The organism is Flavobacterium sharifuzzamanii, assembly GCF_003254585.1.
Lineage (GTDB): Bacteria > Bacteroidota > Bacteroidia > Flavobacteriales > Flavobacteriaceae > Flavobacterium > Flavobacterium sharifuzzamanii.
In genome coordinates this window covers 17,216-42,811 of sequence record NZ_QJGZ01000040.1, presented here as the reverse complement: position 1 = coordinate 42,811, position 25,596 = coordinate 17,216, and the positions used below count along the sequence as shown (strand labels likewise).

The 25,596-nt window shown below is 33.4% G+C and carries 17 protein-coding genes; 11 read left to right on the top strand and 6 right to left on the bottom strand.

Annotated features, from left to right (window positions below; translation table 11 throughout):
• Positions 1-157: 157 nt before the first annotated feature.
• The 8 genes from DMA14_RS15365 (at position 158) to DMA14_RS15330 (ending at position 15,253) form a co-directional block, all read left to right on the top strand.
• Positions 158-742, top strand: a complete 585-nt coding sequence (locus tag DMA14_RS15365) for an acyl carrier protein phosphodiesterase (RefSeq protein WP_111425486.1) — start codon at positions 158-160, stop codon at positions 740-742.
• Positions 743-763: 21 nt separating this feature from the next.
• Positions 764-2,452: a gamma-glutamyltransferase gene (gene ggt, locus DMA14_RS15360; RefSeq protein WP_111425485.1), complete on the top strand. Its 1,689-nt coding sequence runs from the start codon at positions 764-766 to the stop codon at positions 2,450-2,452.
• 72 nt (positions 2,453-2,524) lie between these two features.
• Positions 2,525-4,309, top strand: coding sequence for a chloride channel protein (locus tag DMA14_RS15355; protein ID WP_111425484.1), 1,785 nt, complete (start codon positions 2,525-2,527; stop codon positions 4,307-4,309).
• A 64-nt stretch (positions 4,310-4,373) separates the two neighbouring features.
• The gene (locus DMA14_RS15350) at positions 4,374-5,327 is read left to right on the top strand and encodes a Fic family protein (RefSeq protein WP_111425483.1); all 954 of its coding nucleotides are present in this window, start codon (positions 4,374-4,376) and stop codon (positions 5,325-5,327) included.
• Positions 5,328-5,428: 101 nt separating this feature from the next.
• Positions 5,429-8,260 (top strand): excinuclease ABC subunit UvrA, encoded by a 2,832-nt coding sequence (gene uvrA / locus DMA14_RS15345; RefSeq protein ID WP_111425482.1) that lies wholly within the window; start codon positions 5,429-5,431, stop codon positions 8,258-8,260.
• Between the two features lie 625 nt (positions 8,261-8,885).
• The gene (locus DMA14_RS15340) at positions 8,886-9,614 is read left to right on the top strand and encodes an LOG family protein (RefSeq protein WP_111425481.1); all 729 of its coding nucleotides are present in this window, start codon (positions 8,886-8,888) and stop codon (positions 9,612-9,614) included.
• 289 nt (positions 9,615-9,903) lie between these two features.
• Positions 9,904-12,651, top strand: a complete 2,748-nt coding sequence (locus DMA14_RS15335; RefSeq protein ID WP_111425480.1) for a gluzincin family metallopeptidase — start codon at positions 9,904-9,906, stop codon at positions 12,649-12,651.
• Between the two features lie 190 nt (positions 12,652-12,841).
• A complete protein-coding gene (locus DMA14_RS15330; protein WP_111425479.1) occupies positions 12,842-15,253 on the top strand; it encodes an alpha-ketoacid dehydrogenase subunit alpha/beta in 2,412 nt (803 codons plus the stop codon).
• A 79-nt stretch (positions 15,254-15,332) separates the two neighbouring features.
• On the opposite strand, the gene DMA14_RS15325 is transcribed toward DMA14_RS15330, so the two are convergent.
• From DMA14_RS15325 to DMA14_RS15315, 3 genes are all read right to left on the bottom strand, one after another.
• Positions 15,333-15,713, bottom strand: a complete 381-nt coding sequence (locus tag DMA14_RS15325) for a hypothetical protein (RefSeq protein ID WP_111425478.1) — start codon at positions 15,711-15,713, stop codon at positions 15,333-15,335.
• A 13-nt stretch (positions 15,714-15,726) separates the two neighbouring features.
• Positions 15,727-16,461, bottom strand: coding sequence for a 3-deoxy-manno-octulosonate cytidylyltransferase (gene kdsB, locus DMA14_RS15320; RefSeq protein ID WP_111425477.1), 735 nt, complete (start codon positions 16,459-16,461; stop codon positions 15,727-15,729).
• Positions 16,462-16,616: 155 nt separating this feature from the next.
• On the bottom strand, positions 16,617-17,426 hold the full coding sequence (locus tag DMA14_RS15315) for a class I SAM-dependent methyltransferase (RefSeq protein ID WP_111425476.1): 810 nt from the start codon (positions 17,424-17,426) through the stop codon (positions 16,617-16,619).
• A gap of 343 nt (positions 17,427-17,769) precedes the next feature.
• On the opposite strand from DMA14_RS15315, the gene DMA14_RS15310 reads away from it, so the two are divergent.
• A complete protein-coding gene (locus tag DMA14_RS15310) occupies positions 17,770-19,107 on the top strand; it encodes an outer membrane protein assembly factor BamB family protein (RefSeq protein ID WP_111425475.1) in 1,338 nt (445 codons plus the stop codon).
• Positions 19,108-19,179: 72 nt separating this feature from the next.
• Here DMA14_RS15310 and ygiD read toward each other — a convergent pair whose 3' ends face one another.
• Positions 19,180-20,010, bottom strand: a complete 831-nt coding sequence (gene ygiD / locus DMA14_RS15305) for a 4,5-DOPA-extradiol-dioxygenase (RefSeq protein ID WP_111425474.1) — start codon at positions 20,008-20,010, stop codon at positions 19,180-19,182.
• A 161-nt stretch (positions 20,011-20,171) separates the two neighbouring features.
• A complete protein-coding gene (locus DMA14_RS15300) occupies positions 20,172-21,581 on the bottom strand; it encodes an ATP-dependent DNA helicase (RefSeq protein ID WP_111425473.1) in 1,410 nt (469 codons plus the stop codon).
• Between the two features lie 294 nt (positions 21,582-21,875).
• Between DMA14_RS15300 and DMA14_RS15295 the strand changes: the two genes are divergently transcribed.
• Positions 21,876-22,697 (top strand): DUF3822 family protein, encoded by an 822-nt coding sequence (locus DMA14_RS15295; RefSeq protein WP_111425472.1) that lies wholly within the window; start codon positions 21,876-21,878, stop codon positions 22,695-22,697.
• Positions 22,694-23,299 (top strand): RsmD family RNA methyltransferase, encoded by a 606-nt coding sequence (locus DMA14_RS15290; RefSeq protein ID WP_111425471.1) that lies wholly within the window; start codon positions 22,694-22,696, stop codon positions 23,297-23,299. The genes DMA14_RS15295 and DMA14_RS15290 overlap by 4 nt, the downstream gene beginning before the upstream one ends.
• Before the next feature lie 95 nt (positions 23,300-23,394).
• On the opposite strand, the gene DMA14_RS15285 is transcribed toward DMA14_RS15290, so the two are convergent.
• Positions 23,395-25,509, bottom strand: a complete 2,115-nt coding sequence (locus tag DMA14_RS15285) for a TonB-dependent receptor domain-containing protein (protein ID WP_111425470.1) — start codon at positions 25,507-25,509, stop codon at positions 23,395-23,397.
• Positions 25,510-25,596: the final 87 nt, after the last annotated feature.

The following is a 25,596-nucleotide window of genomic DNA, read 5'->3' as shown; positions in this document are numbered from 1 at the left end:
TTACTAAGGTGCTAAGTTTCTAAGGTTTTAAATTTAACCTATAGGAAACTACTTGCATCTCGTTATTTTTATAACAAAATGATTTAAAAAAGTTTTTATACATTTACTAAAATAACTTAGAATCGTAGAAAATTCGATTCTTAGAAACTTACAAAAAATGAATTTCTTAGCCCATATATATCTTTCTGGAGACAATGATTTAATTAAAATCGGGAATTTTATGGCGGATGGAATTCGCGGTAAACAGTTTGAGCATTTTCCTGAAGATGTACAAAAAGGAATTTTACTGCATCGATTCATTGACACTTATACCGATTCTCATGATATCTTTAGAAAAAGCACTAAACGCCTTCACGAGCGATATCATCATTATGCGGGAGTTATTGTAGATATCGTTTACGATCATTTCTTAGCCAAAAACTGGACACAATATTCTGATGAAGAATTAGAGCTTTTTGTTAAACGTTTTTATCATTCGTTACACGATAATTATGATATTTTAACCGAAAAAACACAAGGTTTAATGCCGTATATGATTGAAAGGAACTGGCTTTTGAGTTATCGGACCACTGAAGGAATCCAGAACATTTTAACACAAATGGACAGAAGATCTAAAAACATTTCTCAAATGCAGTTTGCTGTTGAAGAACTTACTGAGTTTTATGATGAGTTTGAAGAAGAATTTACACTTTTCTTTGAAGAAATGAGAACAAAAGCCAAAGAAAAACTACTTTCTCTTTAAGTGAATTTAATTTTAATACACATGAAAAAAATTACGATTTTAATCGCCCTTTTATATATAAGCAGCAGTAATGCACAACAGTCAGCTCCGAACCCTACCGGATTAGTTGTTACAAAAGCAATGGTGGTTTCTGCTCGCGAAGAAGCCTCTAAAATTGGTTCTGATATTATGAAAAATGGAGGAAATGCTTTTGATGCCATGGTCGGGACCGAATTAGCTCTTGCAGTTGCTTTTCCGTTTGCTGGAAATATAGGCGGTGGCGGATTTATGGTGTATAGAAAAGCAAATGGCGAAGTTGGTTCTTTGGATTATCGCGAAAAAGCTCCACTAGCTGCGACAAAAGATATGTTTTTGGACAGCGAAGGAAATGTTATAAAAGGAAAAAGCACTCAGACAGCACTTGCTATTGGCGTTCCAGGAACAATTGCCGGCGTTTTTGCTGTTCATAAAAAATATGGCACAATGCCTATTTCTAAAATCCTTGAGCCTGTAATTGCTTTAGCAGAAAGAGGGGTTATAGTGACCAAAAAACAAGAGAAAAGCTTAAAGGATTATCATGAAAGCATTGTAAAAATAAACGGTGAGAATTCTCCAGCATCAAAAGTTTACAAAGAAAACGACACTATAAAATATACGGCACTTGCAAAAACTTTAAAAAGGATTCAGAAAAAAGGAAGAAACGAATTTTATAAAGGCGAAACGGCAAAAATCCTAGTTAGTTATCTAAAAGAAAAAGGCGGTATCATCACGATGCAGGATTTAGCGAAATACGAAGCTAAATGGAGAACACCTTTACAGTTTACTTATAAAGATTTAAAAATCACTTCAATGGCTCCACCAAGCAGCGGCGGAATCTGTCTGGCTCAAATCTTAAAAATGCTTGAACCTTATGATTTAGCAAAAATGGGGCATAATTCTGCAGAAGCCATTCAGGTAATTGTGGAAGCAGAAAGAAGAGCTTATGCTGATAGAAGTTATTTTTTAGGCGATCCAGATTTTGTCAAAATTCCGATGAAAGAACTATTAGACGAAAATTACCTTCGTGAAAGAATGGCTAGTTTTAATCCGGAAAAAGCGACTTTGTCTAGCGAAATAAAAGAAGGAAAAGTAAATTATGCCGAAAGTACAGAAACTACACATTACTCAATTGTCGATCAATTCGGGAATGCTATTGCAGCTACGACAACGCTGAATGATGGTTATGGTTCTAAGTATTATTGTGATGAACTTGGTTTCTTTTTAAACAATGAAATGGATGATTTTAGCGCTAAACCTGGTTCTCCAAATATGTTTGGTTTGGTTGGAAATGAAGCCAACAGCATTGCCCCACAAAAACGAATGCTAAGTTCTATGACGCCAACAATTGTAGAAAAAAACGGAAAACTTTTTATGGTCGTTGGAACACCAGGAGGTTCAACTATTATAACTTCAGTTTTACAGACTATTTTAAACGTTTACGAATATAATTTAAGCATGCAGCAAGCAGTTAATGCTCCTCGTTTTCATCATCAGTGGCTGCCAGATTTAATTACTTTCGAACCAAATACTTTTGAAACCAAAACCATTGATAGTCTTAAAGCTAAAAGTTATATTATCAACGAAAAACCAACTCCTATTATCGGAAAAGTAGATGCTATTTTAGTTTTACCTAACAATAAATTAGAAGGAGGAGCTGACTTTAGAGGCGATGATAAAGCCGTTGGTTTTTAATAGTTCTCAGTTTTTATTTTTTTAATCTAACATTATGAACTAATTTTGTAAGAACGATAATTTTAAAACAGAATGCTAAAAAAATATTTCAGAAGACTCGAAAGCATCATTGCTTTGGCACAATCCTTAATGACTCCAAAGCAGTTTCTTTTTTTGTCAAGCGTTCTTATCGGAATATCTTGTTCCCTTGCTGTTATCGTGCTTAAAACTTTCGCGCATAGCGTATTCTCTTTTGCCACCTATATTAATGGAATCCTGAAATTGAGTTTCATTAACAGTATTCTGCCTATTATCGGTATTACATTAACGGTTTTTGTGGTAAATAAAGTTCTTAATGGAAGCATTCAAAAAGGGACTTCACAAATCTTATATGCAGTTGCCAAAAAAGCTAGTATTATTCCGAGAAAGCAGATGTATGCTCAAATTGTGACGAGTTCGTTAACGGTAGGTTTAGGAGGTTCTGCTGGTTTAGAGAGTCCAATCGTAATTACTGGAGCTGCATTTGGTTCAAATTATGCTCAGAATTATAAGATGCAGTATAAGGATCGAACTTTATTAATTGGATGTGGAGTTGCAGCTGGAATCGCAGCAGCATTTAACGCCCCAATTGCAGGAGTTCTTTTTGCTATTGAAGTTTTATTGGTAGATGTCAGTATTTCTGCTTTTACTCCAATTATGATTTCTGCGGCTACAGGTGCATTGGTTTCTGCAATTGTTTTAGATGAAAGCATTCTTTTAAGTTTCAAAAAGCAAGAAACATTTGATTATCATAACATTCCATTTTATGTTATTTTAGGCGTACTTACTGGATTGGCAGCGATTTATTATTCAAGAAATTTTCAGAGAGTAGAACATTATTTTGCGAAACAGCAAATCAATCCTTATAGAAAAGCTCTAATTGGTTCATCCCTATTAGCTTTACTAATTTTTATTTTCCCAACTCTGTTTGGTGAAGGATATGAAAGTATCAAAACTTTATCTGAAACCGATCCAGGAAAATTATTGGATAATACTTTATTTGCTGATTTCAGAAATAACCAGTGGGTTTTACTTTTATTTATTGGAGCCACTATGATGGTTAAGGTATTTGCTTCAGGATTAACTCTAGGAAGCGGTGGAAATGGAGGAAACTTCGCTCCTTCTCTATTCTTAGGATCATATTTAGGATATTTCTTCTCTAAACTAGTTACGATGATAGGTTTATCAAAACTTCCTATCAGTAATTTTACTATGGTTGGAATGGCAGGAATTTTAAGTGGTTTATTTCATGCGCCTTTAACTGCGATCTTCTTAATTGCAGAAATTACAGGAGGTTATGGATTAATGATTCCGCTAATGATTGTTTCTTCCATTAGTTTTGCCATTTCTAAACGTTTTGAAAAGTATTCGCTTGACGTAAAAGGATTAGCTAAAAAAGGTCACGCCTTTACAAGCAATAAAGATTCTAACATTTTATCGACTTTAGATATCGACTCAATTATTCAATGCGATTATCTAACTGTTCACCCAGATGAAAACATGAGCAAATTGGTAGACCTGATTTCGCATTCTAACCAAGTTGTTTTTGCAGTTGTAAACAATGAAAAAGATTTGGTCGGAGTAGTTCATTTTAATGATATTCGAGAGATTATTTTCAATACTTATCGCGTAAAATATACTTTTATTAGAGACATAATGAAAGTGCCAACGACCACAATTTCTACACTTGACAGTATGGAAATTGTAATGCGAAAATTTGAAACCTCAAAATCTGCCTTTCTTCCTGTTTTGCGAGATGGAAAATATCATGGTTTCATTTCCAAATCGATAGCACTTGAAGCATATAGAACAAAACTTCGTTCTATGACAATTGAATAATCTTTAATATCGGATACGTTAAAAATTTTATTTATCCGATATTAAGAAGTACCTTTGTAGGATTATGTTTAATATTGACCTATCATACAGAGAAGAATTTCAATCAACCTTTGATCGATTGTACCAAAAAAGGCAGGAACTGCAAAACAGCAGACCATTGCCTAATATTGCCTTGAATAAAATACGAGAAAGCCTTTCTCTAGAATGGACATACAATTCCAATAGCATTGAAGGAAACACACTTAGTTTGAGAGAAACCCAAATGGTCATTCAAGAAGGAATTACCATTAAAGGCAAATCGCTTCGTGAACACTTTGAAACCCATAATCACGATAAAGCTATTGATTACCTCTACTCTATTGTTGATGATAATTACAAGTTAAGAAGTATAGACATTCTCTCTATTCATGGTTTGGTAATGCGTTCTATCGAAGAAGATTTTGCCGGAAGAATTCGCAACGGAGGAGTTCGTATTTCAGGAGCTAATTTTATGCCTCCAAATGCCAATAAAGTCTCCGATTATCTAGACGAACTAATTGAGTTTATCAATACGAATCCGTTAGATTTGAACGATATTGAGCTAGCAACAATTTACCATCACAAACTGGTATGGATTCACCCTTTCTTTGATGGAAATGGGCGCACGGTTCGATTAAGCATGAATTTATTATTGATGCGATGTGGTTTTCCGCCGGCTATTATTCTAAAAAATGATCGCAAAAAATATTACGAAGCACTCAATCAAGCAAATAATGGTAATTATCAGAAACTAACACTTTTAATGTGCCAAGCGCTCGAAAGAACACTCAATATTTATCTAGGTGCGATGCCAGGAAGCACTTATGATTATCAATCTATTCAAAATATTGTTCGCGAACCTGACACGCCTTACGGCCAAGAATATGTAAGTTTATTGGCCAGAACAGGAAAAATTGATGCTTACAAAGAAGGTAGAAATTGGTACACCACCAAAGAAGCAATAGAAAACTATATGGCAACCCGAAAAAGAAAACGCTGATTTACAATCAGCGTTTTTTGTTACTAATTGTAACATAAAGTTTTGCTATCGAGCACTAAAAGAACAAATCAAAGTGGTAACTTTGCGTTTTGCTCAAAATTATGTTAGATAAAGACAATACTATTGAAGTTCTTGGTGCAAGAGTTCACAATCTAAAAAATATCGATATATCCATTCCGCGTGAAAAACTGGTTGTAATTACTGGTTTATCAGGTTCGGGAAAATCTTCTTTGGCATTTGATACTATTTATGCTGAAGGTCAGCGTCGTTATGTTGAAACTTTTTCAGCTTATGCCAGACAATTCCTTGGCGGATTAGAACGTCCGGATGTAGATAAAATAGATGGACTTTCTCCTGTAATCGCGATTGAACAAAAAACAACAAGTAAAAGTCCGCGTTCTACAGTTGGAACTATTACTGAAATTTACGATTTCCTAAGGCTATTATACGCACGTGGCGCAGATGCATACAGCTACAACACGGGCGAAAAAATGGTTTCGTATTCTGATGAACAGATTAAAGATCTGATTATTCAGGATTATAATGGAAAACGAATTAATATTCTTGCTCCAGTTATTAAAGCCAGAAAAGGGCATTACGCCGAACTTTTCCAGCAGATTACCAAACAAGGATTCTTGAAAGTTCGTGTAAACGGAGAAGTTCAAGACTTGGTTGCAGGAATGAAATTGGATCGTTACAAAACGCATGATATTGAGATTGTTGTCGATAGAATGGTAATTGAAGATAATCCTGATACACAAAAAAGATTATCTGAAAGCATCAATACTGCCATGCATCATGGTGAAGATGTTTTAATGATTTTGGATCAGGATTCTAATGAGGTTCGTTATTTCAGTAGAAATTTAATGTGTCCGACAACAGGAATTTCGTATCAAAATCCAGAACCGAATTTATTTTCATTCAACTCCCCAAAAGGAGCTTGTCCGCATTGCAACGGATTAGGGACTGTTCACGAAATCAACGTTAAAAAGATTATTCCAAATCCAAAATTGTCTATAAAAGCTGGTGGTTTTGCTCCGCTTGGCGAATATAAATCTTCATGGATTTTCAAACAATTGGAAACCATTGGAGAAAAATTCGGATTTAAAATAACCGATCCAATCGAGAAAATTCCAGAAGAAGCGATGCAAATGATCTTGTATGGTGGAAAAGATAAATTTTCTATTAACTCAAAAGATCTTGGCGTTACAAGAGAATATAAAATAGATTTTGAAGGGATTTCTAATTTCATCAAAAATCAATATGACGAAAGCGCCACAACAAGCATAAAACGCTGGGCAAAAGATTTCATGGATGAAATTCCATGTCCTGTCTGCGAAGGTTCTCGTCTTAAAAAAGAAGCTTTATTTTTTAGAGTCAATGAAAAAAATATCACCGAATTGTGTGATATGGACATTTCAGATTTAACAGCTTGGTTTCAAGATTTAAATAGCCATTTGACAGACAAACAGCTTTTAATTGCTTCTGAAGTGGTAAAAGAAATAAAAGACCGTTTGAACTTCTTGATGAATGTCGGCTTGAATTATTTGGCATTAAGCCGAAGTTCAAAATCGCTTTCTGGTGGTGAGGCACAGCGTATTCGTCTGGCAACACAAATTGGATCTCAGCTTGTTGGTGTTTTATATATTTTGGATGAGCCAAGTATTGGTTTACACCAAAGGGATAACGAAAAACTGATTCATTCTTTGGAACAATTACGTGATATCGGAAACTCTGTTATTGTAGTTGAACACGACAAAGACATGATCGAAACGGCTGATTATGTAATTGATATTGGACCAAAAGCAGGTAAATATGGAGGAGAAATCATCAGTATCGGAACTCCGAAAGAAACTTTAGCTTCAAACACTATTACCGCTCAATATTTGAACGGCAAAATGAAGTTTGATATTCCGAAGAAAAGAAGAAAAGGAAATGGTAAATTCTTAAAACTGACTGGAGCAACAGGAAACAATCTTAAAAATGTTTCGATTGAAGTTCCGTTAGGGCAATTAACCTGTGTTACAGGAGTTTCAGGAAGCGGTAAATCGACTTTGATTAATGAAACGCTATATCCGATTTTAAATGCGTATTATTTTAATGGAGTAAAGAAACCGCAGCCTTATAAAAAGATTGAAGGTCTGGAACATATCGACAAAGTAATTGATATTGACCAAAGTCCGATTGGGAGAACGCCACGTTCGAATCCCGCAACATACACAGAGGTTTTCACAGAAATTAGAAATCTGTTTACAATGACTTCCGAAAGTATGATTCGTGGTTATAAAGCTGGACGTTTTAGCTTTAACGTTAAAGGCGGACGCTGTGAAACTTGTGAAGGTTCTGGTGTTAGAACTATCGAAATGAACTTTTTACCAGACGTTTATGTAGAATGCGAAACTTGCCAAGGAAAACGTTTCAATAGAGAAACTTTAGAAATTAGATATAAGGGAAAATCTATTTCTGATGTTTTGGATATGACAGTTGATGAAGCGGTTCCATTCTTTGAAAATATTCCGAAGATTTATAGAAAAATCAAAACGATTCAAGATGTTGGTTTGGGATACATAACGCTTGGGCAGCAAAGTACAACGCTTTCTGGTGGTGAAGCGCAACGTATCAAACTGGCTGGAGAATTATCTAAAAAAGATACTGGAAATACATTTTATATACTAGACGAACCAACAACAGGTTTACACTTTGAAGACATTCGCGTTTTGATGGAAGTAATCAATAAACTGGTTGATAAAGGAAATACCATTCTTGTAATCGAGCATAACATGGATGTTATAAAACTTGCGGATTATATTATAGACATCGGGCCAGAAGGTGGAAAAGGCGGCGGACAATTGGTTGCCAAAGGAACTCCAGAAGAAGTGGCACAGAATAAAAAGAGCTATACGGCTAAGTTTTTGAAAAAAGAATTGGAGTAAGAATGATTTTTATCGAATTTTAAAGCTAAGGGTGCAAGGAATTTTGTTTTTGAGCAAAACAACCACAATCATTGTCATTTCGACGAAGGAGAAATCTCCACAAGTAACTCCGTGATGAAAATCCAATCTTTGCCGAGCTTCTCGCGGAGATTTCTCCTTCGTCGAAATGACAAAAATGCTTAAACAAACTTTATAATTTATCTTTTACCAAAATTGCAGAGAGAGTTGGCTTTAAATTTCAAAAGATTTAGATATAAAAAAAACTTACTGCTTTTAAATGTAACAAACACCTGATAATGAATCAAAAACCTTTATTTGATTATTATCTCAACATTACTTTTGGATTATAATTCCTGTTTTTATAACAATTCTAGAAAAAAGCGTTAATTTAGTGTCCGCTTTTTTTGAAAAATTCAAGCTTTTTAAAGAAAACATGTTTCAATTAAACCTAATGTTTATTTGAAACCGAATGCCCTAGCCCTGATGGGAGCGGCATCCTTTTGTGGCGGGGTTCGCCACAAAAGATATAGCGGACAGCAGGAATCAGCTCCTTCCTTCGACTACGCTCAGGATGACAATTACAGGGACAAAAACATAAATAAAATAATAAATTAAAATACCTAAAATGAGATTAGAAGATTTTGATAATGATGAAGATAAAGTAATTCAGGATCGTTTGAAACAAAGAACGTGGAATGAAATTAAAACCAATGACAGCTGGGCAATTTTTAAGATTATGTCTGAGTTTGTAAATGGTTATGAAGCAATGGGACGTATTGGCCCTTGTGTTTCTATTTTTGGATCGGCGAGAACAAAACCAGAGGATAAGTATTATCAATTGGCAGAAAAAATTGCTTATAAAATCAGTAAAGCAGGTTACGGTGTGATTACAGGAGGTGGTCCCGGAATTATGGAAGCTGGAAATAAAGGTGCGCATTTGGGAGGAGGAACTTCGGTTGGTTTAAATATCGAACTTCCGTTTGAGCAGCATTTTAATCCATATATTGATCATGATAAAAACTTGAATTTCGACTATTTCTTTGTGAGAAAAGTAATGTTCGTAAAATATTCACAAGGATTTGTGGTTATGCCAGGAGGTTTTGGAACTTTGGACGAAATGTTTGAAGCTATCACTTTGATTCAGACTAAGAAAATTGGAAAGTTTCCAATTATCTTGGTTGGAGTTGAATTCTGGTCTGGCTTGATCGAATGGGTTAAAACTGTTTTGGTTGAAAAAATGCACACAGTAAGCCCTGAAGACTTGAATTTATTTAAAATTGTAGACACTGAAGACGAAGTTGTTGAAGCATTGGATAAATTCTACAAAAAGTACGATTTAAGTCCGAATTTCTAATTTTCGAACCATATAATTGATATAAACGTAACGATTAAAGCAATCTTTTTAAATGAACTTATATCACTGATATGGTTAAAATATACTGCAAATACGCAAAAATTGAAAGCTGTTTTTTTAAACAGCTTTTTTTATACTATTTTTACAAAAATCCGTAACTTCAATATATCCATAATATAAATATGTCTGATAATTTTTAAGCCATTATTTGAAAGCACTTTATAAAATTATTTGCCTCGTTTTAGTTTTATCATTTTCGATAAAACTTACTGCACAACATCAATCTAAGATGGAAGTGGCGGTAAATCTTGAACTTAAAACACTGAACATAAAACAGGATATTACGTATTATAACAATACAAATGATACTCTGACTTCAATTGTTTTGAATGATTGGAATAATGCTTTTGCAGACAAAAATACGCCTTTGGCAAAACGTTTTTCTGATGAGTTCTACAGAGGTTTTCACTTAGCGAAAGCGGCGGATAGAGGAAAAACCACGATTATAAATCTGACTGAAACTAATTTTTCGGCTCTTGAATGGGAAAGAAGTGCTGAAGATCCTGATTATGTTACTGTTCGTTTGAATCGCAAACTTCTTCCAAACGAAAAAATCGATTTGCATCTTAATTACATTGTAAAAATCCCAAACGATAAGTTCACTCATTTTGGATTTACTCAAAATGGCGGTATGGCATTAAAAAATTGGTTTCTAAGTCCTGCCCGATTTGAAAATGGCTTTTTTGTAAAGTACAACAATTTCAATCTGGATGATATTGCCAATGCCGTGAGTGATTATGAGGTGGAAATTAAGATTCCTAATGAGTATTCTATAACGACCGATTTAAATTCCGTTTCAAAAGATTCAACCAATCAAGGTTATAGTATTTATTCGTTTTCAGGCAAAAACAGAACCGATTTAAATCTTTATATAGAAAAGCAAAATAGTTTTAGAACTTATGATAATGGCTCATTACAGGTTCTGACGAATTTAAAAAATAAAAAAATAGACGAATACCAGAAAGCTATTATTATAAACCGTGTAGTTTCTTATGCTGAGAAATTCATTGGCAAATATCCACATGAAAGAATTACCGTTTCTCAGGCAGATTATGATAGAAATCCATTTTATGGTTTAAATCAGCTGCCCTCTTTTATCAGTCCATTTCAAGACGACTTTATTTTTGAAATTCAATTTTTAAAGACTTTCTTAAACAACTACCTCAAAAACAGTCTGCGTTTAGATCCTAGAAAAGATAATTGGGTTTATGATGGAATCCAGATTTATACCATGATGAAGTACATGGAAGAACATCATCAGGATGAGAAAATGCTGGGAAAACTTTCAGACATGAAACTCTTTAAAAGTTATCACATTACCAACCTGACTTTTAATGAGCAATACAGCTATTATTATATGCTTATGGCGCGTAAAAATTTGGATCAACCTCTTGGTGATCCCAAAAATACGCTCATAAAATTTAACGAACAAATTGCCAGTAAATATCGTGCAGGTTTAAGTTTGAGTTATTTGGATGATTACCTTAATCATGATATTGTTCCTAAAAGTGTAAAAGAATTTTACAATCTTAACCAAATTGGACAGTCTAATCGATATGATTTTGAAAAAATACTAACTCAAAAAAGCCAAAAAAATATCGATTGGTTCTTTAAAACAATTATCGATTCGAGAGATATTATAGATTATAAATTTTCGAATGTTTCCAGAACAGCAGACAGCATTACTTTTTCGATTAAAAATAAAACAGGAATCTACGCTCCTATTCCAATTTATGGAGTTAAAAAGAAGGAAGTGGTTTTTAAACAATGGATAGAGCCCAAAACAAAAGATTCAGTTTACGAAATCAGCAGAAAAAATGCAGATAAAATTGTCATTAATTATGACAATGAAGTTCCAGAGTACAACCAGAGAAACAATTGGAGATCTCTAAAACATGTTTCTCTGAACCGTCCTTTAAAATTTAATTTTGCTAAAGATTTAGAAGATCCATACTACAATCAGATTTTATATATTCCGACATTAAACTATAACTTATATGATGGTTTTACACCGGGCGTCCGTTTCCAAAATAAAACCATTTTAGACAAACCTTTTAATTTTGATATTAATCCGGCGTATTCTATAAAAGCAGGAACAATTTCTGGTTCGTCAGCCTTTTCATGGAATCAGTATTATAGAAACAGTACCTTATTTAATGTTCGATATTCTATCAGTCAAAATTATTTTCATTATGCGCCAGATGCAACTTATTTGAGATTAAATCCAATGGTGGTGTTTCGCATACGCGAAAAAGATTTCAGAGACAATAGAAAACAAACATTTTTATTCCGTCAAGTCATTGTAAATCGTGAAGCCAGCAGCTATATAACAGATAATTCAGAACCTAATTATTCTGTATTTAATGCGCGATATGCTAATACAAAAACAGAATTAATTGATCATTTTAGCTTTATGACCGATCTGCAATTTTCTGGAGGATTTGGAAAAGTTGCAGGAGAAGTAGAATACAGAAGATTATTTGAGAATAATAAAAAGTTAAACTTAAGATTATACGCAGGAAGTTTCTTGTACAACACAACAAACTCAGATTATTTCAGTTTTGGTTTAGACCGTCCAACTGATTATTTATTTGATTATAATTTATTTGGAAGATCAGAAAGCACAGGATTTTTTAGCCAACAATATGTTATTGCTGAGGGAGGTTTCAAATCACAATTAGAACCTTCTTATGCCAATCAATGGATGGCAACTTTAAATGCAAGTTATGCGATATGGAACTGGGTTGAGCTTTACGGAGACATTGGTTTCTTGAAAAACAAACACCAAAGTGAGTTCTTTGCCTACGATTCTGGAGTGCGTTTAAACCTTGTTCCAGACTACTTTGAACTCTATTTCCCTGTTTATTCTAATAATGGGTGGGAAATAACACAGCCAAAATACAATGAAAAAATACGATTTATAATCACATTTTCGCCAAAAACGTTAGTCACACTTTTTACCCGAAAATGGTTTTAATCAAATGAATTTTAAACAAAAACTTGCGAAATTATCAATAAAATTAAATTTTACATAAAAATCACATAAATAAAATACGTAGTTTTTAGATTTGAATACAAATAATTAAATTATATTTACTTCAAAGAATTATGATTATTGATTGTTTTTAAGTAATTTCGCGACATAAACAACATGACCCTGCAAGATTATGATAAAAGAAAAAAGCAATACTACACTGACATTTGAAGATTTCAAAACTGAGGTATTGAATGACTATAGAATTGCGGTAACAAGCCGTGAATGTAGTCTTTTAGGTCGAAAAGAAGTATTAACCGGAAAAGCTAAATTTGGTATTTTCGGAGACGGAAAAGAAGTGCCACAGTTGGCAATGGCTAAAGCTTTTAAGAATGGAGACTTCCGTTCTGGATACTATCGCGATCAAACTTTTATGATGGCTATCGGCGAATTGGACGCTAAACAGTTTTTTGCTGGTTTATATGGTCATACCGATTTAGCTTTTGATCCAATGTCTGCGGGAAGACAAATGGGCGGACACTTTGTTACGCACAGTTTAAACGAAGACGGTTCTTGGAAAGACTTAACAAAACAAAAAAATTCAAGTTCAGATATATCTCCTACTGCTGGCCAAATGCCAAGATTATTGGGATTAGCGCAAGCTTCAAAAATCTACAGAAACGTTGACGGAATTACCATTAAAGATAAGTTTTCTGTAAATGGAAATGAAGTTGCTTGGGGAACTATTGGTAATGCGAGTACTTCTGAAGGTTTATTTTTTGAAACTATAAATGCTGCAGGAGTTCTACAAGTTCCGATGGTAATGAGTGTTTGGGATGATGAATACGGAATCTCAGTTCACGCTAAACACCAAACTACGAAAGAGAATATTTCTGAAATTTTAAAAGGATACCAGCGCGATGAAGATTCTAAAGGTTATGAAATCTTTAGAGTTAAAGGCTGGGATTATGCAGAACTGGTTTCTACTTATGAAAGAGCTGGAGCAATCGCTCGCGAAGAACATGTACCAGTTTTAATTCACGTAAACGAATTAACACAGCCACAAGGTCACTCTACTTCTGGTTCTCACGAACGTTATAAAAGTGCAGAAAGACTGGCTTGGGAAAGAGATTTTGACTGTATTCGCCAAATGCGTTTATGGATGATTGCAATTAATATCGCTTCTCCAGAGGAATTGGCAGAACTTGATTTCGAATTAAAGAAAGAAGTTTTAGAAGCTAAAAAAGAAGCTTGGAATAACTTCATTAATCCAATTATTGACGAACAAAAGAATCTTTTAGCTTTATTGGAGCAAATTGCTGAAGCAAGCATCAATCATAAAGAAAGAATCAAAAAATTAATTTCTGAATTATCTGCAATTAAAGCGCCGTTAAAAAAGGAATTATTAGTTTATGCTAGAAAGATTCTTCGTTTTATTGAAGTGCCAAACAGCAAAGTTCTTTTATCTAACTGGATTACAAATTTCTTAAACGAAACTCAAGAAAAATTCAGCAGTAATTTACATTCTGAGTCTAATCAAAATGTATTTTCTGTACAAAAAGTTCTTCCTAAATATGTTGAAAATGCAAAAGCAGATTTGGATGGAAGAATGATCCTTCGTGATAACTTTGACGCATTATTTGCTAAATATCCTGAAACTTTAATTTTCGGTGAAGATGTTGGAAATATCGGAGACGTAAATCAAGGTCTTGAAGGAATGCAGGAAAAATACGGTGAACTTCGTGTTGCCGATGTCGGAATTCGTGAAGCGACTATTATTGGTCAGGGAATCGGAATGGCTTTGAGAGGTTTACGTCCGATTGCTGAAATTCAATATTTAGATTATTTATTGTACGCTATTCAGATCATGAGTGACGATTTAGCTACATTGCAATATAGAACTGTTGGAAAACAGAAAGCTCCACTAATCATTAGAACTCGTGGACACCGTTTGGAAGGAATCTGGCATTCTGGTTCTCCAATGGGAATGATTATCAATGCTATTCGCGGAATCCATGTTTTGGTTCCAAGAGATATGACACAAGCAGCTGGTTTTTATAACACTTTGTTAGAATGTGATGAGCCTGCTTTAGTTATCGAATGTTTAAACGGATATCGTTTAAAAGAAAAAACACCTTTGAATTTTGGTGAATTCAAAACACCAATCGGAGTTGTAGAAACTTTAAGAGAAGGTTCTGATATTACTTTAGTTTCTTACGGATCAACTTTAAGATTGGTTATGCAAGCGGCTAATGAATTAGCAGAAAAAGGAATTGATTGCGAAGTTATTGATGTTCAATCTTTACTTCCGTTTGATATTAGCAAAGACATTGTAAAAAGTATTGCTAAAACAAATCGTCTTTTAGTAATTGACGAAGATGTTCCTGGAGGAGCTTCAGCATTCATCTTGCAACAGATTTTAGAAGAACAAGATGCTTATAAACATTTAGACAGCAAACCGCAAACTTTAGCTGCTAAAGCCCACAGACCAGCATACGGAACTGATGGCGACTATTTCTCTAAACCTTCTGCTGAAGACATTTACGAGAAAATTTACGATATGATGCATGAAGTTAATCCTTCAAAATTTCCTAGTTTATACTAAGGATTTAGAATGTTTTAGATAAAAGAAAAGCTCCAAATATTTGGAGCTTTTCTTTTAAATAATATTTCTTGTTTCTTTCTCAATTATCAATTTTAATCATTTCTATATCTTTTTTTAAACCTAGTCCTTCAGATCTACATAAAATTTTATTTCCTGAAATACTGACTATTTGAACACTACTCTTTTGACCTAAAACTCCTTTTTTTGCATTATCTGGAACTTTTGTATAAGTTAAAACATATTCACAATCAGATTTCCATTCTATTGCTCCTTCAAGTACAATTCCAGTGACTGTATCAGTTTCTGTTTGAATTTTTTCTTTTCTATCAACTTTATATCTTTTATAAGCAGGATTAAAATACGAAAACTTTCCAGTTTTAAATTCTACACATTTTTTGTCCTGCGAAAAACCAACTGTAGTAAATGCAAATAAAAACAAAGCAATAAGTTTTATTCTCATGATTTTTTTTTATTTAAAGATCCTTCAACATAGCCCTAGCTCTCTCCAAATCCTCAGCTGTATCAATTCCGATTCCTACATGAGTCGTTTCGACCATTTTGATACGTTTTCCGAACTCTAAATATCTTAATTGCTCTAGTTTCTCAGAAGCTTCCAAAGATTTCATTGGAAGGCTGTAAAAGTCTAATAAAGCTTGTTTTCTAAAAGCATAAATTCCGATGTGCTGAAAATATCGTACTCCAACATTTTTCTCTCTCGGATACGGAATTACAGAACGTGAAAAGTATAATGCAAACTGTGACTGATCTACCACCACTTTTACATTGTTCGGATTATTGATTTCGTCTTTATTTGTAATTTCACGCATTAACGAAGCCAAGTCTATTTTTCTATCTGGGTCATTCTTAAAGACAGATAAAACCTGTGCTAAAGGTTCTGCTTCAGTAAAAGGTTCGTCGCCTTGGACATTTACCACAATATCAACATCGAGATCGGCAATAGCTTCTGCGATTCTATCACTTCCAGATTCATGTTCTTTGATACTCATTATGGCTTTTCCGCCATTAGAAACAATTTCTTCAAAAATTAAATCGGAATCGGTTACTACAAAAACATCATCAAATAATTTTGTTGATACTGCTGCTTCGTAGGTTCTTAGAATTACTGTTTTACCTCCTAAATCCTGCATTAGTTTTGCAGGAAAACGTGTCGAAGCATATCTGGCTGGAATTACCGCTATTATTTTCATTCTTATATTTTACTGAGTTTAAAACTCAAAATTTAATAATTTAATTTTCACCTATTTTAAGTGTTTGCAAATATGCAAAAATTACTTTTAAATTTTCTGTTTTTCAATTTCTGTAAAGGATGAAAAATCATGTTCAAAAATATTAAGACAGAAAACTAAACCAAAACTGTAACACGAAGATATGTTGCTGGAATTAATGTAGAATTGTCATTACTTTGGTTTTGGCTATAAACTAATCCTTCAAGTTTAGCATACAAATCCGAAGTTTTCCCATTTTGTTCGGCAGCTTCAAAAGCATTCATCGTTGGACCATAGTAAGTTTTTAATCTATTTAGCCACTCCGAAGGTGGGAATGCGGCTTTAAATGTAAAGGTATCTCTCTCAAAAGAAATATTCTCTTTAGGCACACCAGCATTAGTGAATCTGTCGATTACGTTATCCTCAATACCCCAAAGCATTGGACTCACAAAACCTTCGGGAGGCGGCGGAGTAAATTCAGAACTAATTTTCAAGATTTGTGCAATCAACGTTGGATCTCCCGGTATCCAATTACCCATAATAATTTTACCTCCAGGTTTTGTGACACGAACCATTTCTTTGGCAACATCAAAAGGTTTTGGAGCAAACATTGCTCCAAAAATGCTCATCGTAACATCGTAAGAATGATTTTTCAATTCATTCAAGTCGGTTGCATCACCTTCTTTAAATACAATATTATCTAATCCTTCCTTTTTTGCTCGCAGATTGCCACCTTCAACTAAATTTCTTGCTATATCAACACCTAAAACATTGGCTCCTACTTTTGCCGAAGGTATTGCAGTAGTACCATCACCACAGCCGAGATCTAAAACGTTACTGTTTTCTTTAATTCCAATTTTAGCAACCAATTCCGCACCACTCTCTCTCATAGATTCTGCAACGCGCGTAAAATCGCCTTTTTCCCATAATGCTTTGTTTGGATTCATCTTAATTTTATCAGTGATTATAGTGCTGATGCCGCACTCTTACTTAATTTGTAAACATCTTCTATCATTTTTTTAAATTATCACCAGTTAACCACAAAAGGCATTTAAAAAACTACTTAAAAAGAAGACACAAAACAAACAATCAACTGACAAACAATTACTTACGCAAAAATAAACAAATTAAATGGAAAACAATTGGAAAACTTTGAGGCCTTCTTTGGCTATTTCCATCTAAAAACAGATATACTATTCGCAAAGCGCTTTCTAAAATATATTTATAACATATTTCTTAAAGCATTGCATTTTAGTTTCTTATAATATTTTTACTTTTATAAGAAAAACCATGAAAAGAAACTTTACCTTTCTCCTACTCTACTTCTTTTTAATTTTTACTTCTAATACTTATTCTCAGAACAAATCGGATATTTTAAACCCGTTTTCTAATCGCATTTTTTCAGGAAAAGGATATCAGCCTTTGCAAGATTTAAAATGGAAATTTAAGACCGAGGGTAAAATCTTTTCTTCTCCAATTGCACAAAACGGAACAGTTTATATTGGTAGCGAAGATGGTTATTTCTATGCTGTCGATGAAAAATCGGGAACTCTAAAATGGAAATTTAAAACCAATGGAGCTATTCACAGTTCTGCAAGTATTTATAATGACATTGTTTTCTTTGGAAGTTTTGATGGACATTATTATGCTGTAAATGCCAAAACAGGAAAAGAAATGTGGCGATTTAAAACCAAAGGCGAACACTGGTATAGCGAAGTTGGAATGTGGGGCATGAAACCGAGCGATTTACTTATGGCCGATCTATGGGATTTTTATCTTTCAACCCCAGTCATTTACTTTGATAATAAATCGGCATTGGCGATTTTCGGAAGCAGTGACGGAAACATGTACGCTGTTGATGGTAAAACTGGAACTTTAAAATGGAATTTCGAGACAAAAGCTGCCATACACAGCACTCCTGTTTTAGACAAAAGCACCCTTTATTTTGGTGGTTGGGATGGCATTTTTTATGCTTTGGACTGTAAAACGGGAAAAGAGAAATGGAAATTTACTACTGAAATTAAAACAGGTTTTACAGGAATTCAAGCTTCTGCTACTGTTTATGACGGAATGGTTTATTTTGGTGCTAGAGACCCTTATATGTTTGCGCTTGATGCCGAAACAGGAAAAGTGATCTGGAAATACGATGCCGAAAATTCTTGGATTTTAAGCACGGCTGTTGTTAAAGATAATATACTTTATGTTGGAACATCTGATACTTACGCTTTATTGGCATTGGATCCCAAAACAGGAAAAGAAAAATACAGATTTAAAGGAAACGGATATGTTTATTCTTCGCCAGCAATTGCCGGAAATACGATTTATTTTGGGGATTTCACAGGGAATTTCTTTGACTTAAATCTTCTTTCTGATGGAAAAGAATCGCATATAATCCCAACCGAAAACAGAACTAAATATGCGGGCAGCACTCTCAAAAACAATCTTTTAGATTTTGGATTCGTAGCCCAAAAAGCTGACTTATCTATTTATTCTGAAAATCAAAAAGTGCTGGATGAATTTTACAAATTAGGTTCCATTGTTTCTTCTCCATTCATCAGCAATAATGTTATTTTTTACGGAAGTGCAGATGGTTATCTTTATGCTTACAACTTAAAAAAGCAAAAATAATCTTAGCGAATCTCTGTACAAACTTTGTGAATCTTTGTGTAATAGATATGCCGCAAAGATTCACAAAGTATATTACATGAGTTTTACTGAGGTCATACTTAATGAACCTGCCAATAACTTATCATTGAACAAACTTAAATCGTCTGTTTTATCTTTTAAACCTAAAGTATATAATAACGGAAGATAATGTTCTGGCGTTGGAACCGCCAATTGAACAGCTTTATTCATTTTTTCGAAATCTATTAAAGGCTGAAAATTTCCATCCAATAAATAATTATTTACAGTTTCACGTGCTTCAATTGCCCAATCGTAACCATAATTGTCTTTATCAAAATTTCTAAAATCAACCATTCTAAGATTGTGGACAATATTGCCGCTTCCGATGATTAAAACGCCTTTGTAACGTAGTGCTTGCAGTTTCTGAGCCAATTCGAAATGATATTGCCCCGATTTCGTGTAATCGATGCTTAGCTGAATTACAGGAACATCAGCATTTGGATACAAATGTTTAATTACGCTCCAAGCACCATGATCTAATCCCCAATGTTCATCTAATTCGACCATAACAGGATCTAAGAGCTTTTGAGTTTCAAACGCTAATTCTGGACTTCCTTTTGCTGGATACTGAACATCAAAAAGCGCTTGCGGAAAACCTCCAAAATCATGAATTGTTCTTGGCATTTCCATCGAAGTCACTTTTGTTCCTTTTGTAAACCAGTGCGCAGAAACGCATAAAATAGCATTAGGCTGCGGCAATGTTTTTGCCAGATTACGAAAACCAGTCACAAACTGATTTTCTTCAATAGCATTCATTGGGCTGCCATGTCCTAAAAATAGAACTGGCATTTTATCGGTATTCGAAAACGTTGATGAAATCGAATGTAAGTCGTTTAGTGTTGTCATTGTAAAAAGATTTTTCTTTTGCCACAGATTAAACGGATTAAAAAGATTTCTTTTTAGAATGCGTTTAAATTTCTATCGCAGATTTTGCAGATTACGCTAATTATTATTTGAAAAACAAAATCAAAAAATCTGTGGAAATCCTTTTAATCTGTGGCTAAAATTTACTCTTCAAAGCTCTCGTCTTTAAAGCCTATCAAATATAGCTTATTTTTGGCACGTGTCATAGCGGTGTAAAGCCATCTAATGTAATCAGTATCAATTCCGTTTGGAAGAAATGGCTGTTCTATAAAAACCGTATTCCATTGCCCACCTTGCGATTTATGACAGGTTATGGCATATGAAAATTTAACTTGTAGTCCGTTGAAATATTCGTTTTCTTTTACTTTTTGAAATCTCTTGTATTTGGTTGGCTCATCTTCATAATCTTTCATCACTTCTTCGTATAGACGATTTGATTCTTCATACGTTAAAGAAGGCGATTCGCTAGTTAAAGTATCTAGAATTAAAACCGTTTCAAAAGGCTTTTGTTCTGGATAATCGACCATTCTGATTTTTACCTTCGCAAAGGTAAATCCGTATAATTCTCTAATTCCGAAAAGCTCTAAAACTTCAATGATATCTCCGTTGGCAATAAATCCAGCTTCATCAGTTTCTTTTAGCCAGAAATAATTATTTTTTACAACCATCAAGAAATCACCTACCGAAAGTTCGCTTTCTTTAAATAAAATTCGGCTTCGAATCTGTTCATTGTATTGATTCGCTCTTTTATTTGAACGGACAATAAAAGCAGTATCTTCGATACTATAATTGCTGTATGCAGTATTTATTGCATCTTGAATATCATAACCATCTGTTAGTCGAACAATGTCTTTAAACTTCTTTACATTAAATTTAAATTCAGTTAAAAAACTCTCTTTCAGCAATTCACGTAATTCCGTAGCATTGTACAAAATTCCAGAACTTTCCTCCTGACGCATGACTTCGTCCAATTCGATATGATCAATTTCTTTGCTGTAATGAAAACCCAAAGTATCAATATCTAAAGCAGGACTGACATCCAAATTGACTGGCGGAAGCTGGGCTGTATCTCCCAAAAGAATCATTTTACAGTTTTGTCCCGAATACACATAATTAATCAAATCGTCCAAAAGCGATCCGCTGTCTAATGTGCTATCTGAAATCATCGAAGCTTCATCGACAATAAAAATGGTGTTTTTATGTTTGTTGACTTGTTTGGTAAAAGCCACTCCACCACCAGAAGACTTCTTCGGAAAATATATTTTTTTATGAATTGTAAAAGCTGGATTATTAGAATAATTGGCAATTACTTTTGCCGCACGTCCTGTTGGCGCCAATAAAACGTACTTTTTGTTTATGTCTGCTAGATTATTGACAATAGTAGAAATAACGGTTGTTTTTCCCGTTCCAGCATATCCTTTCAAAACAAAAATGGTGTCGTTTTGAGGTTCAGTCAGGAAAATTGCAATTTTCTGAAAAAAAATATCCTGTTTATACGTTGGAGGAAAAGGAAATCGTTTTTGTAAAATACCGTAAAACTGTGCAGAATTCATAAAATAATATTGAAATACAAAGGTCGACTTTTTTAATTTTAAATTCCAATCTTTAAATTCCAAATTCCAAACTTTAAAATTCTTGGAATAATAGAAAATATTCAAAGCCCAAAAGAGAAAAACACATTAACCAATTAATTATCAAATAAATATACTTTTTCTTAACCTTATTTTAAACTTAGATTCAAATTGTTTTTTGAAATTGCAATTATAATTGTTCCTTTTTAATTTGTAAGTTTGTGGTCGCTTAAATTCTTTCTTGATTTAAAACAGGTAACGAATTGTAAATCAACTATGTCATTACAAAATACTAACATTACTTCAAAAAATTACAGAAAACTTTCTATTCAGGTTTCTCTGAATGGATTTTCATACTGCTGTTTTGATACTTTAAACAATGTCATTACTTCTTTTAAAGAAATAAAGTTTGACACCACTAGCAAAACAAGCCGAATTGAAGATTTATTCAACAATGCTTTCAAGACCAATCCTGAATTAAAAGAGACTTATGACGAAGTAATGGTTATTCATAATAATAATTTTTCGACTTTTGTCCCAACTGCTCTATTTGATGAAAATTATTTAGGGAGTTACCTGCAATACACTACAAAAGTATTTGAAACAGACCACTTTACTTTTGACCAAATCCCAAATTATCAGATGAATTCTGTTTATATTCCGTATGTGAATATCAACAATTTCCTGATCGATAATGTGGGTTCTTTTGATTCTAAGCACGCTAATACCATTTTGGTCGAAAAAATTCTGGACAACTCACGAAACAATGACGACAAGAAAATGATTGTGAATTTTAATCTAGGTAATTTTGAAATTATCGTGGTTCAGAATCAGAAACTTTTATTGTTTAATTCGTTCGAATACAATACTCCAGAAGATTTTATCTACTACATTCTATTTACGGCTGAGCAAATGAGCATGAATCCCGAGAGTTTTAAGTTAGAATTGTTGGGAACAATTTCAGAAAATGATCCGTTTTATGCTATAGCTTACAAATACGTGCGCCATATTTCTTTTATGGATGTCTCAAAACTAAAAGAAAGAAACAGCTTTACAACTGCTCAAAATCAAAAACATTATATCTTATTTCAATCATGAGAATCATTTCAGGAAAATACAAAGGACGCAGAATTTTTCCGCCAAAAAATCTACCTGTAAGACCAACGACTGACATGAGTAAAGAAGCATTGTTTAATGTTTTGAATAATCATTTTCATTTTGACAGCTTAAAGGTTCTAGATCTTTTTTCTGGAACGGGAAACATCAGTTATGAGTTTGCTTCACGCGGAAGCGCTCCTATAACCTCTGTTGATGGAGATTTCGGATGCGTTAAATTCATCAAACAAGTTTCATCAGAATATGATTTTGATATTGCTGCAACTAAAAGCGATGTTTTCAAGTTTTTAGAAAACTGCAAAACTACTTACGACATTATCTTCGCAGACCCTCCTTACGGATTGGATCAAGCAACTTTTGAAAAAATTGTGCTAACGGTTTTTGAAAGAGATTTATTGGAAGATGACGGGATGATGATTATCGAGCATTCAAAATATACCAAATTGGATCATATGAGTAATTTTTCTTTCCAGAAAAGTTATGGCGGTTCTTTCTTTAGTTTCTTCGAATTAAATTCGACTGATGATGATGAAGAATTACCGCACGATAGTACTAAAAAAGACGTTGAAGAAGACGAAGGATAAATTTTTGAAATATTAAATATTGAAATTCCAAATTCCAATTTTGCCTGAAACATCAGGATTGGAATTTGGAATTTTCTTTTTTGGTTTTTCAAACCTTATCTAATTCTATTTTCATTCTCATTAATACTTTTCCCTTTAAATTCGGAATCTTTTACTTTTCCAAAAGAATAACGAACTGCAATAGAAATCTCGTTTGCATCAACTAAATATTTAAACTTTGAATTTATATTGTTAATGCTAAAAGCATCTGTATAGCTCGTAGTTTTAAAAACATCATTGTAATTTAAAGTACAGCTCCAGTTTTTTCCGAATGTTTTTGCCAGCGATAAATCGACTATAAAATTGGCTTTTCGTTCAAAAATCCCATCGTTTTGTTTTGTCATTCCCCAAAAAGAAAAAACAAAACTGAAATCTTTCGGCAGTTTAAAAGTGTTATTGGAATAATAATATAAATAAGGTTTTGATGGATGTAATAAAGCTGCGTCATCTTCGGTCTTGCTTTTTGCAAAAACGAGAGAATTTGTTGCTGTCCAGAATTTATAAGTAAACGGAAGCGTCAAATCTATTGTAAAACCAGTTTCGCGCTTAAAATTAATATCGGTAATCATCAGCACATTTGTTTCATCATTAAAAACAAAAGTCGGATTAACAACATCTTTGGTTTGATAATAACTAAATTTTAAAGTTTTATCAAGATATTGAAAAGAACTCGAAATTTCGTCTACAAATGCTGGACCTAAGTTTATACTGCTTCCGTACAAAAAATAGGGATTTATATAGGTAGCAATCTGACATAATGAAGAATACTTAGGCCTGACAATGCTTTTCGCATAATCTAAAATAATACTTTTTGTGCTGTCAATAGTAAAAGTAATATTGGCTTTCGGAAACAAATTGGTGTAATTCTTATCAATAGAAGGTAAAACTTGTGTTCTAAACATTGCATAAACATTGGTGTTTTCTGCTCTTAACCCGAATGAGAAATCGATTTTTTTTAGCTTTCCCGAAAACTGAATATAAGCTGCGAGGTTTTCTTCTTTAAAATCATAATCTGAAACTTCGCTAGTATTTTTCTCAAAATCAAAAATATCTGCGTTTGATAACGATTTTGCTTTTAAATACAATCCGCCGTATTCTAGATTCATTTCATTTTTAAACTTTTTCTCCAAATCTATTCTTCCAGAAAAAACATCAACATTAAACTTCTGATCACGGTTTTGCGATAATTCAAAATCTGTTTCGTTGTAATTATTGGCCACTAAACTCTCTAAATGCTGATTAAAATTGGAATACTGAAAACCAGCAAAAAGCTGCGTGTCTATAGATTTTATTTTTTTAGAATAATTTACAAATGCATTTACAAAGTCTTTTTTACTTGAATTGCCACTAAGCGTGAAAACATTATTTGCTTGATCTTGATTTTGATTAAAAGTAAAAGTGTTAATGTCAAAAGTATCATTCTGCAGCTTTCCATTTATATTGACCGAAAAATAATCTTCCTCTTTTATTTTGTAAAACATCCCACCTCCAAAAACATATTGATTGCGATGCGTATTTGCCATTACATCATAATTGGAACTAATGGAAGCTTTTGGAATTTCATAATCTAAAGTATGCTTTTCCCAAGGATTTAATTTATTGTAATTGAAATTGGCTTTCCATTCTAATTTACCTTTTTTAAAACTGGAATTAAAACCCAAATAATTATTGTAATTTCTTTTGAAAGATGCAACCTCAGAAATTTCAGTTCTAAAACTGTCTTTTCTGCTCAATTTTCGAGTAATTAAAATCACAGCGCGACCTTCAGCTTCGTATTTTGAAGACGGATTCTTTATAATTTCAATTGTCTTAATATCAGCGACACTTAAAGCATTCAAATCGGTTATCGTTCCTTTTTGCCCATCAATGTAAATGAGTGGATTTCCTTTTCCGACAATAGAAATACTTTCGCGATCGGTACTTACTTGAACTGATGGCAATTTTGAAAGTAAATCAACTGGATTTGGAATTGTGCTGTATACCGAATTAGCAACATCAACTTTTATATTTCCGTTTGAGTTTGTAAAAGTCTTTTTCTCCTGACTGATGACAATTTCATCTAATTGATTTGAAGTAGAATCTTTTGGTGTTTCATTCTGAGCATTGGTAATACAGGAAAGGCAAAAAAGCAAAAGTGTTATTAGAAGTTTTAATGGCAGATAAAGATTCATTTTAAAATTTAAATTGATTAGTGTTGCTGCAAAAATGCTTTGAAAACCTAGTTCTGAAAGTTAATCGTAGGTTAATGCAGGGTTAAT

What these genes read in the sequence shown, in the direction of transcription:
- DMA14_RS15335 (WP_111425480.1), top strand. Translation starts at nt 9,904, where the DNA reads ATGGAAGTGGCGGTAAATCTTGAACTTAAAACACTGAACATAAAACAG.
- DMA14_RS15365 (WP_111425486.1), top strand. Translation starts at nt 158, where the DNA reads ATGAATTTCTTAGCCCATATATATCTTTCTGGAGACAATGATTTAATT.
- DMA14_RS15315 (WP_111425476.1), bottom strand. Translation starts at nt 17,426, where the DNA reads ATGAATCCAAACAAAGCATTATGGGAAAAAGGCGATTTTACGCGCGTT.
- kdsB (WP_111425477.1), bottom strand. Translation starts at nt 16,461, where the DNA reads ATGAAAATAATAGCGGTAATTCCAGCCAGATATGCTTCGACACGTTTT.
- ggt (WP_111425485.1), top strand. Translation starts at nt 764, where the DNA reads ATGAAAAAAATTACGATTTTAATCGCCCTTTTATATATAAGCAGCAGT.
- DMA14_RS15310 (WP_111425475.1), top strand. Translation starts at nt 17,770, where the DNA reads ATGAAAAGAAACTTTACCTTTCTCCTACTCTACTTCTTTTTAATTTTT.
- DMA14_RS15285 (WP_111425470.1), bottom strand. Translation starts at nt 25,509, where the DNA reads ATGAATCTTTATCTGCCATTAAAACTTCTAATAACACTTTTGCTTTTT.
- DMA14_RS15325 (WP_111425478.1), bottom strand. Translation starts at nt 15,713, where the DNA reads ATGAGAATAAAACTTATTGCTTTGTTTTTATTTGCATTTACTACAGTT.
- DMA14_RS15290 (WP_111425471.1), top strand. Translation starts at nt 22,694, where the DNA reads ATGAGAATCATTTCAGGAAAATACAAAGGACGCAGAATTTTTCCGCCA.
- ygiD (WP_111425474.1), bottom strand. Translation starts at nt 20,010, where the DNA reads ATGACAACACTAAACGACTTACATTCGATTTCATCAACGTTTTCGAAT.
- DMA14_RS15330 (WP_111425479.1), top strand. Translation starts at nt 12,842, where the DNA reads ATGATAAAAGAAAAAAGCAATACTACACTGACATTTGAAGATTTCAAA.
- DMA14_RS15340 (WP_111425481.1), top strand. Translation starts at nt 8,886, where the DNA reads ATGAGATTAGAAGATTTTGATAATGATGAAGATAAAGTAATTCAGGAT.
- DMA14_RS15295 (WP_111425472.1), top strand. Translation starts at nt 21,876, where the DNA reads ATGTCATTACAAAATACTAACATTACTTCAAAAAATTACAGAAAACTT.
- uvrA (WP_111425482.1), top strand. Translation starts at nt 5,429, where the DNA reads ATGTTAGATAAAGACAATACTATTGAAGTTCTTGGTGCAAGAGTTCAC.
- DMA14_RS15300 (WP_111425473.1), bottom strand. Translation starts at nt 21,581, where the DNA reads ATGAATTCTGCACAGTTTTACGGTATTTTACAAAAACGATTTCCTTTT.
- DMA14_RS15350 (WP_111425483.1), top strand. Translation starts at nt 4,374, where the DNA reads ATGTTTAATATTGACCTATCATACAGAGAAGAATTTCAATCAACCTTT.
- DMA14_RS15355 (WP_111425484.1), top strand. Translation starts at nt 2,525, where the DNA reads ATGCTAAAAAAATATTTCAGAAGACTCGAAAGCATCATTGCTTTGGCA.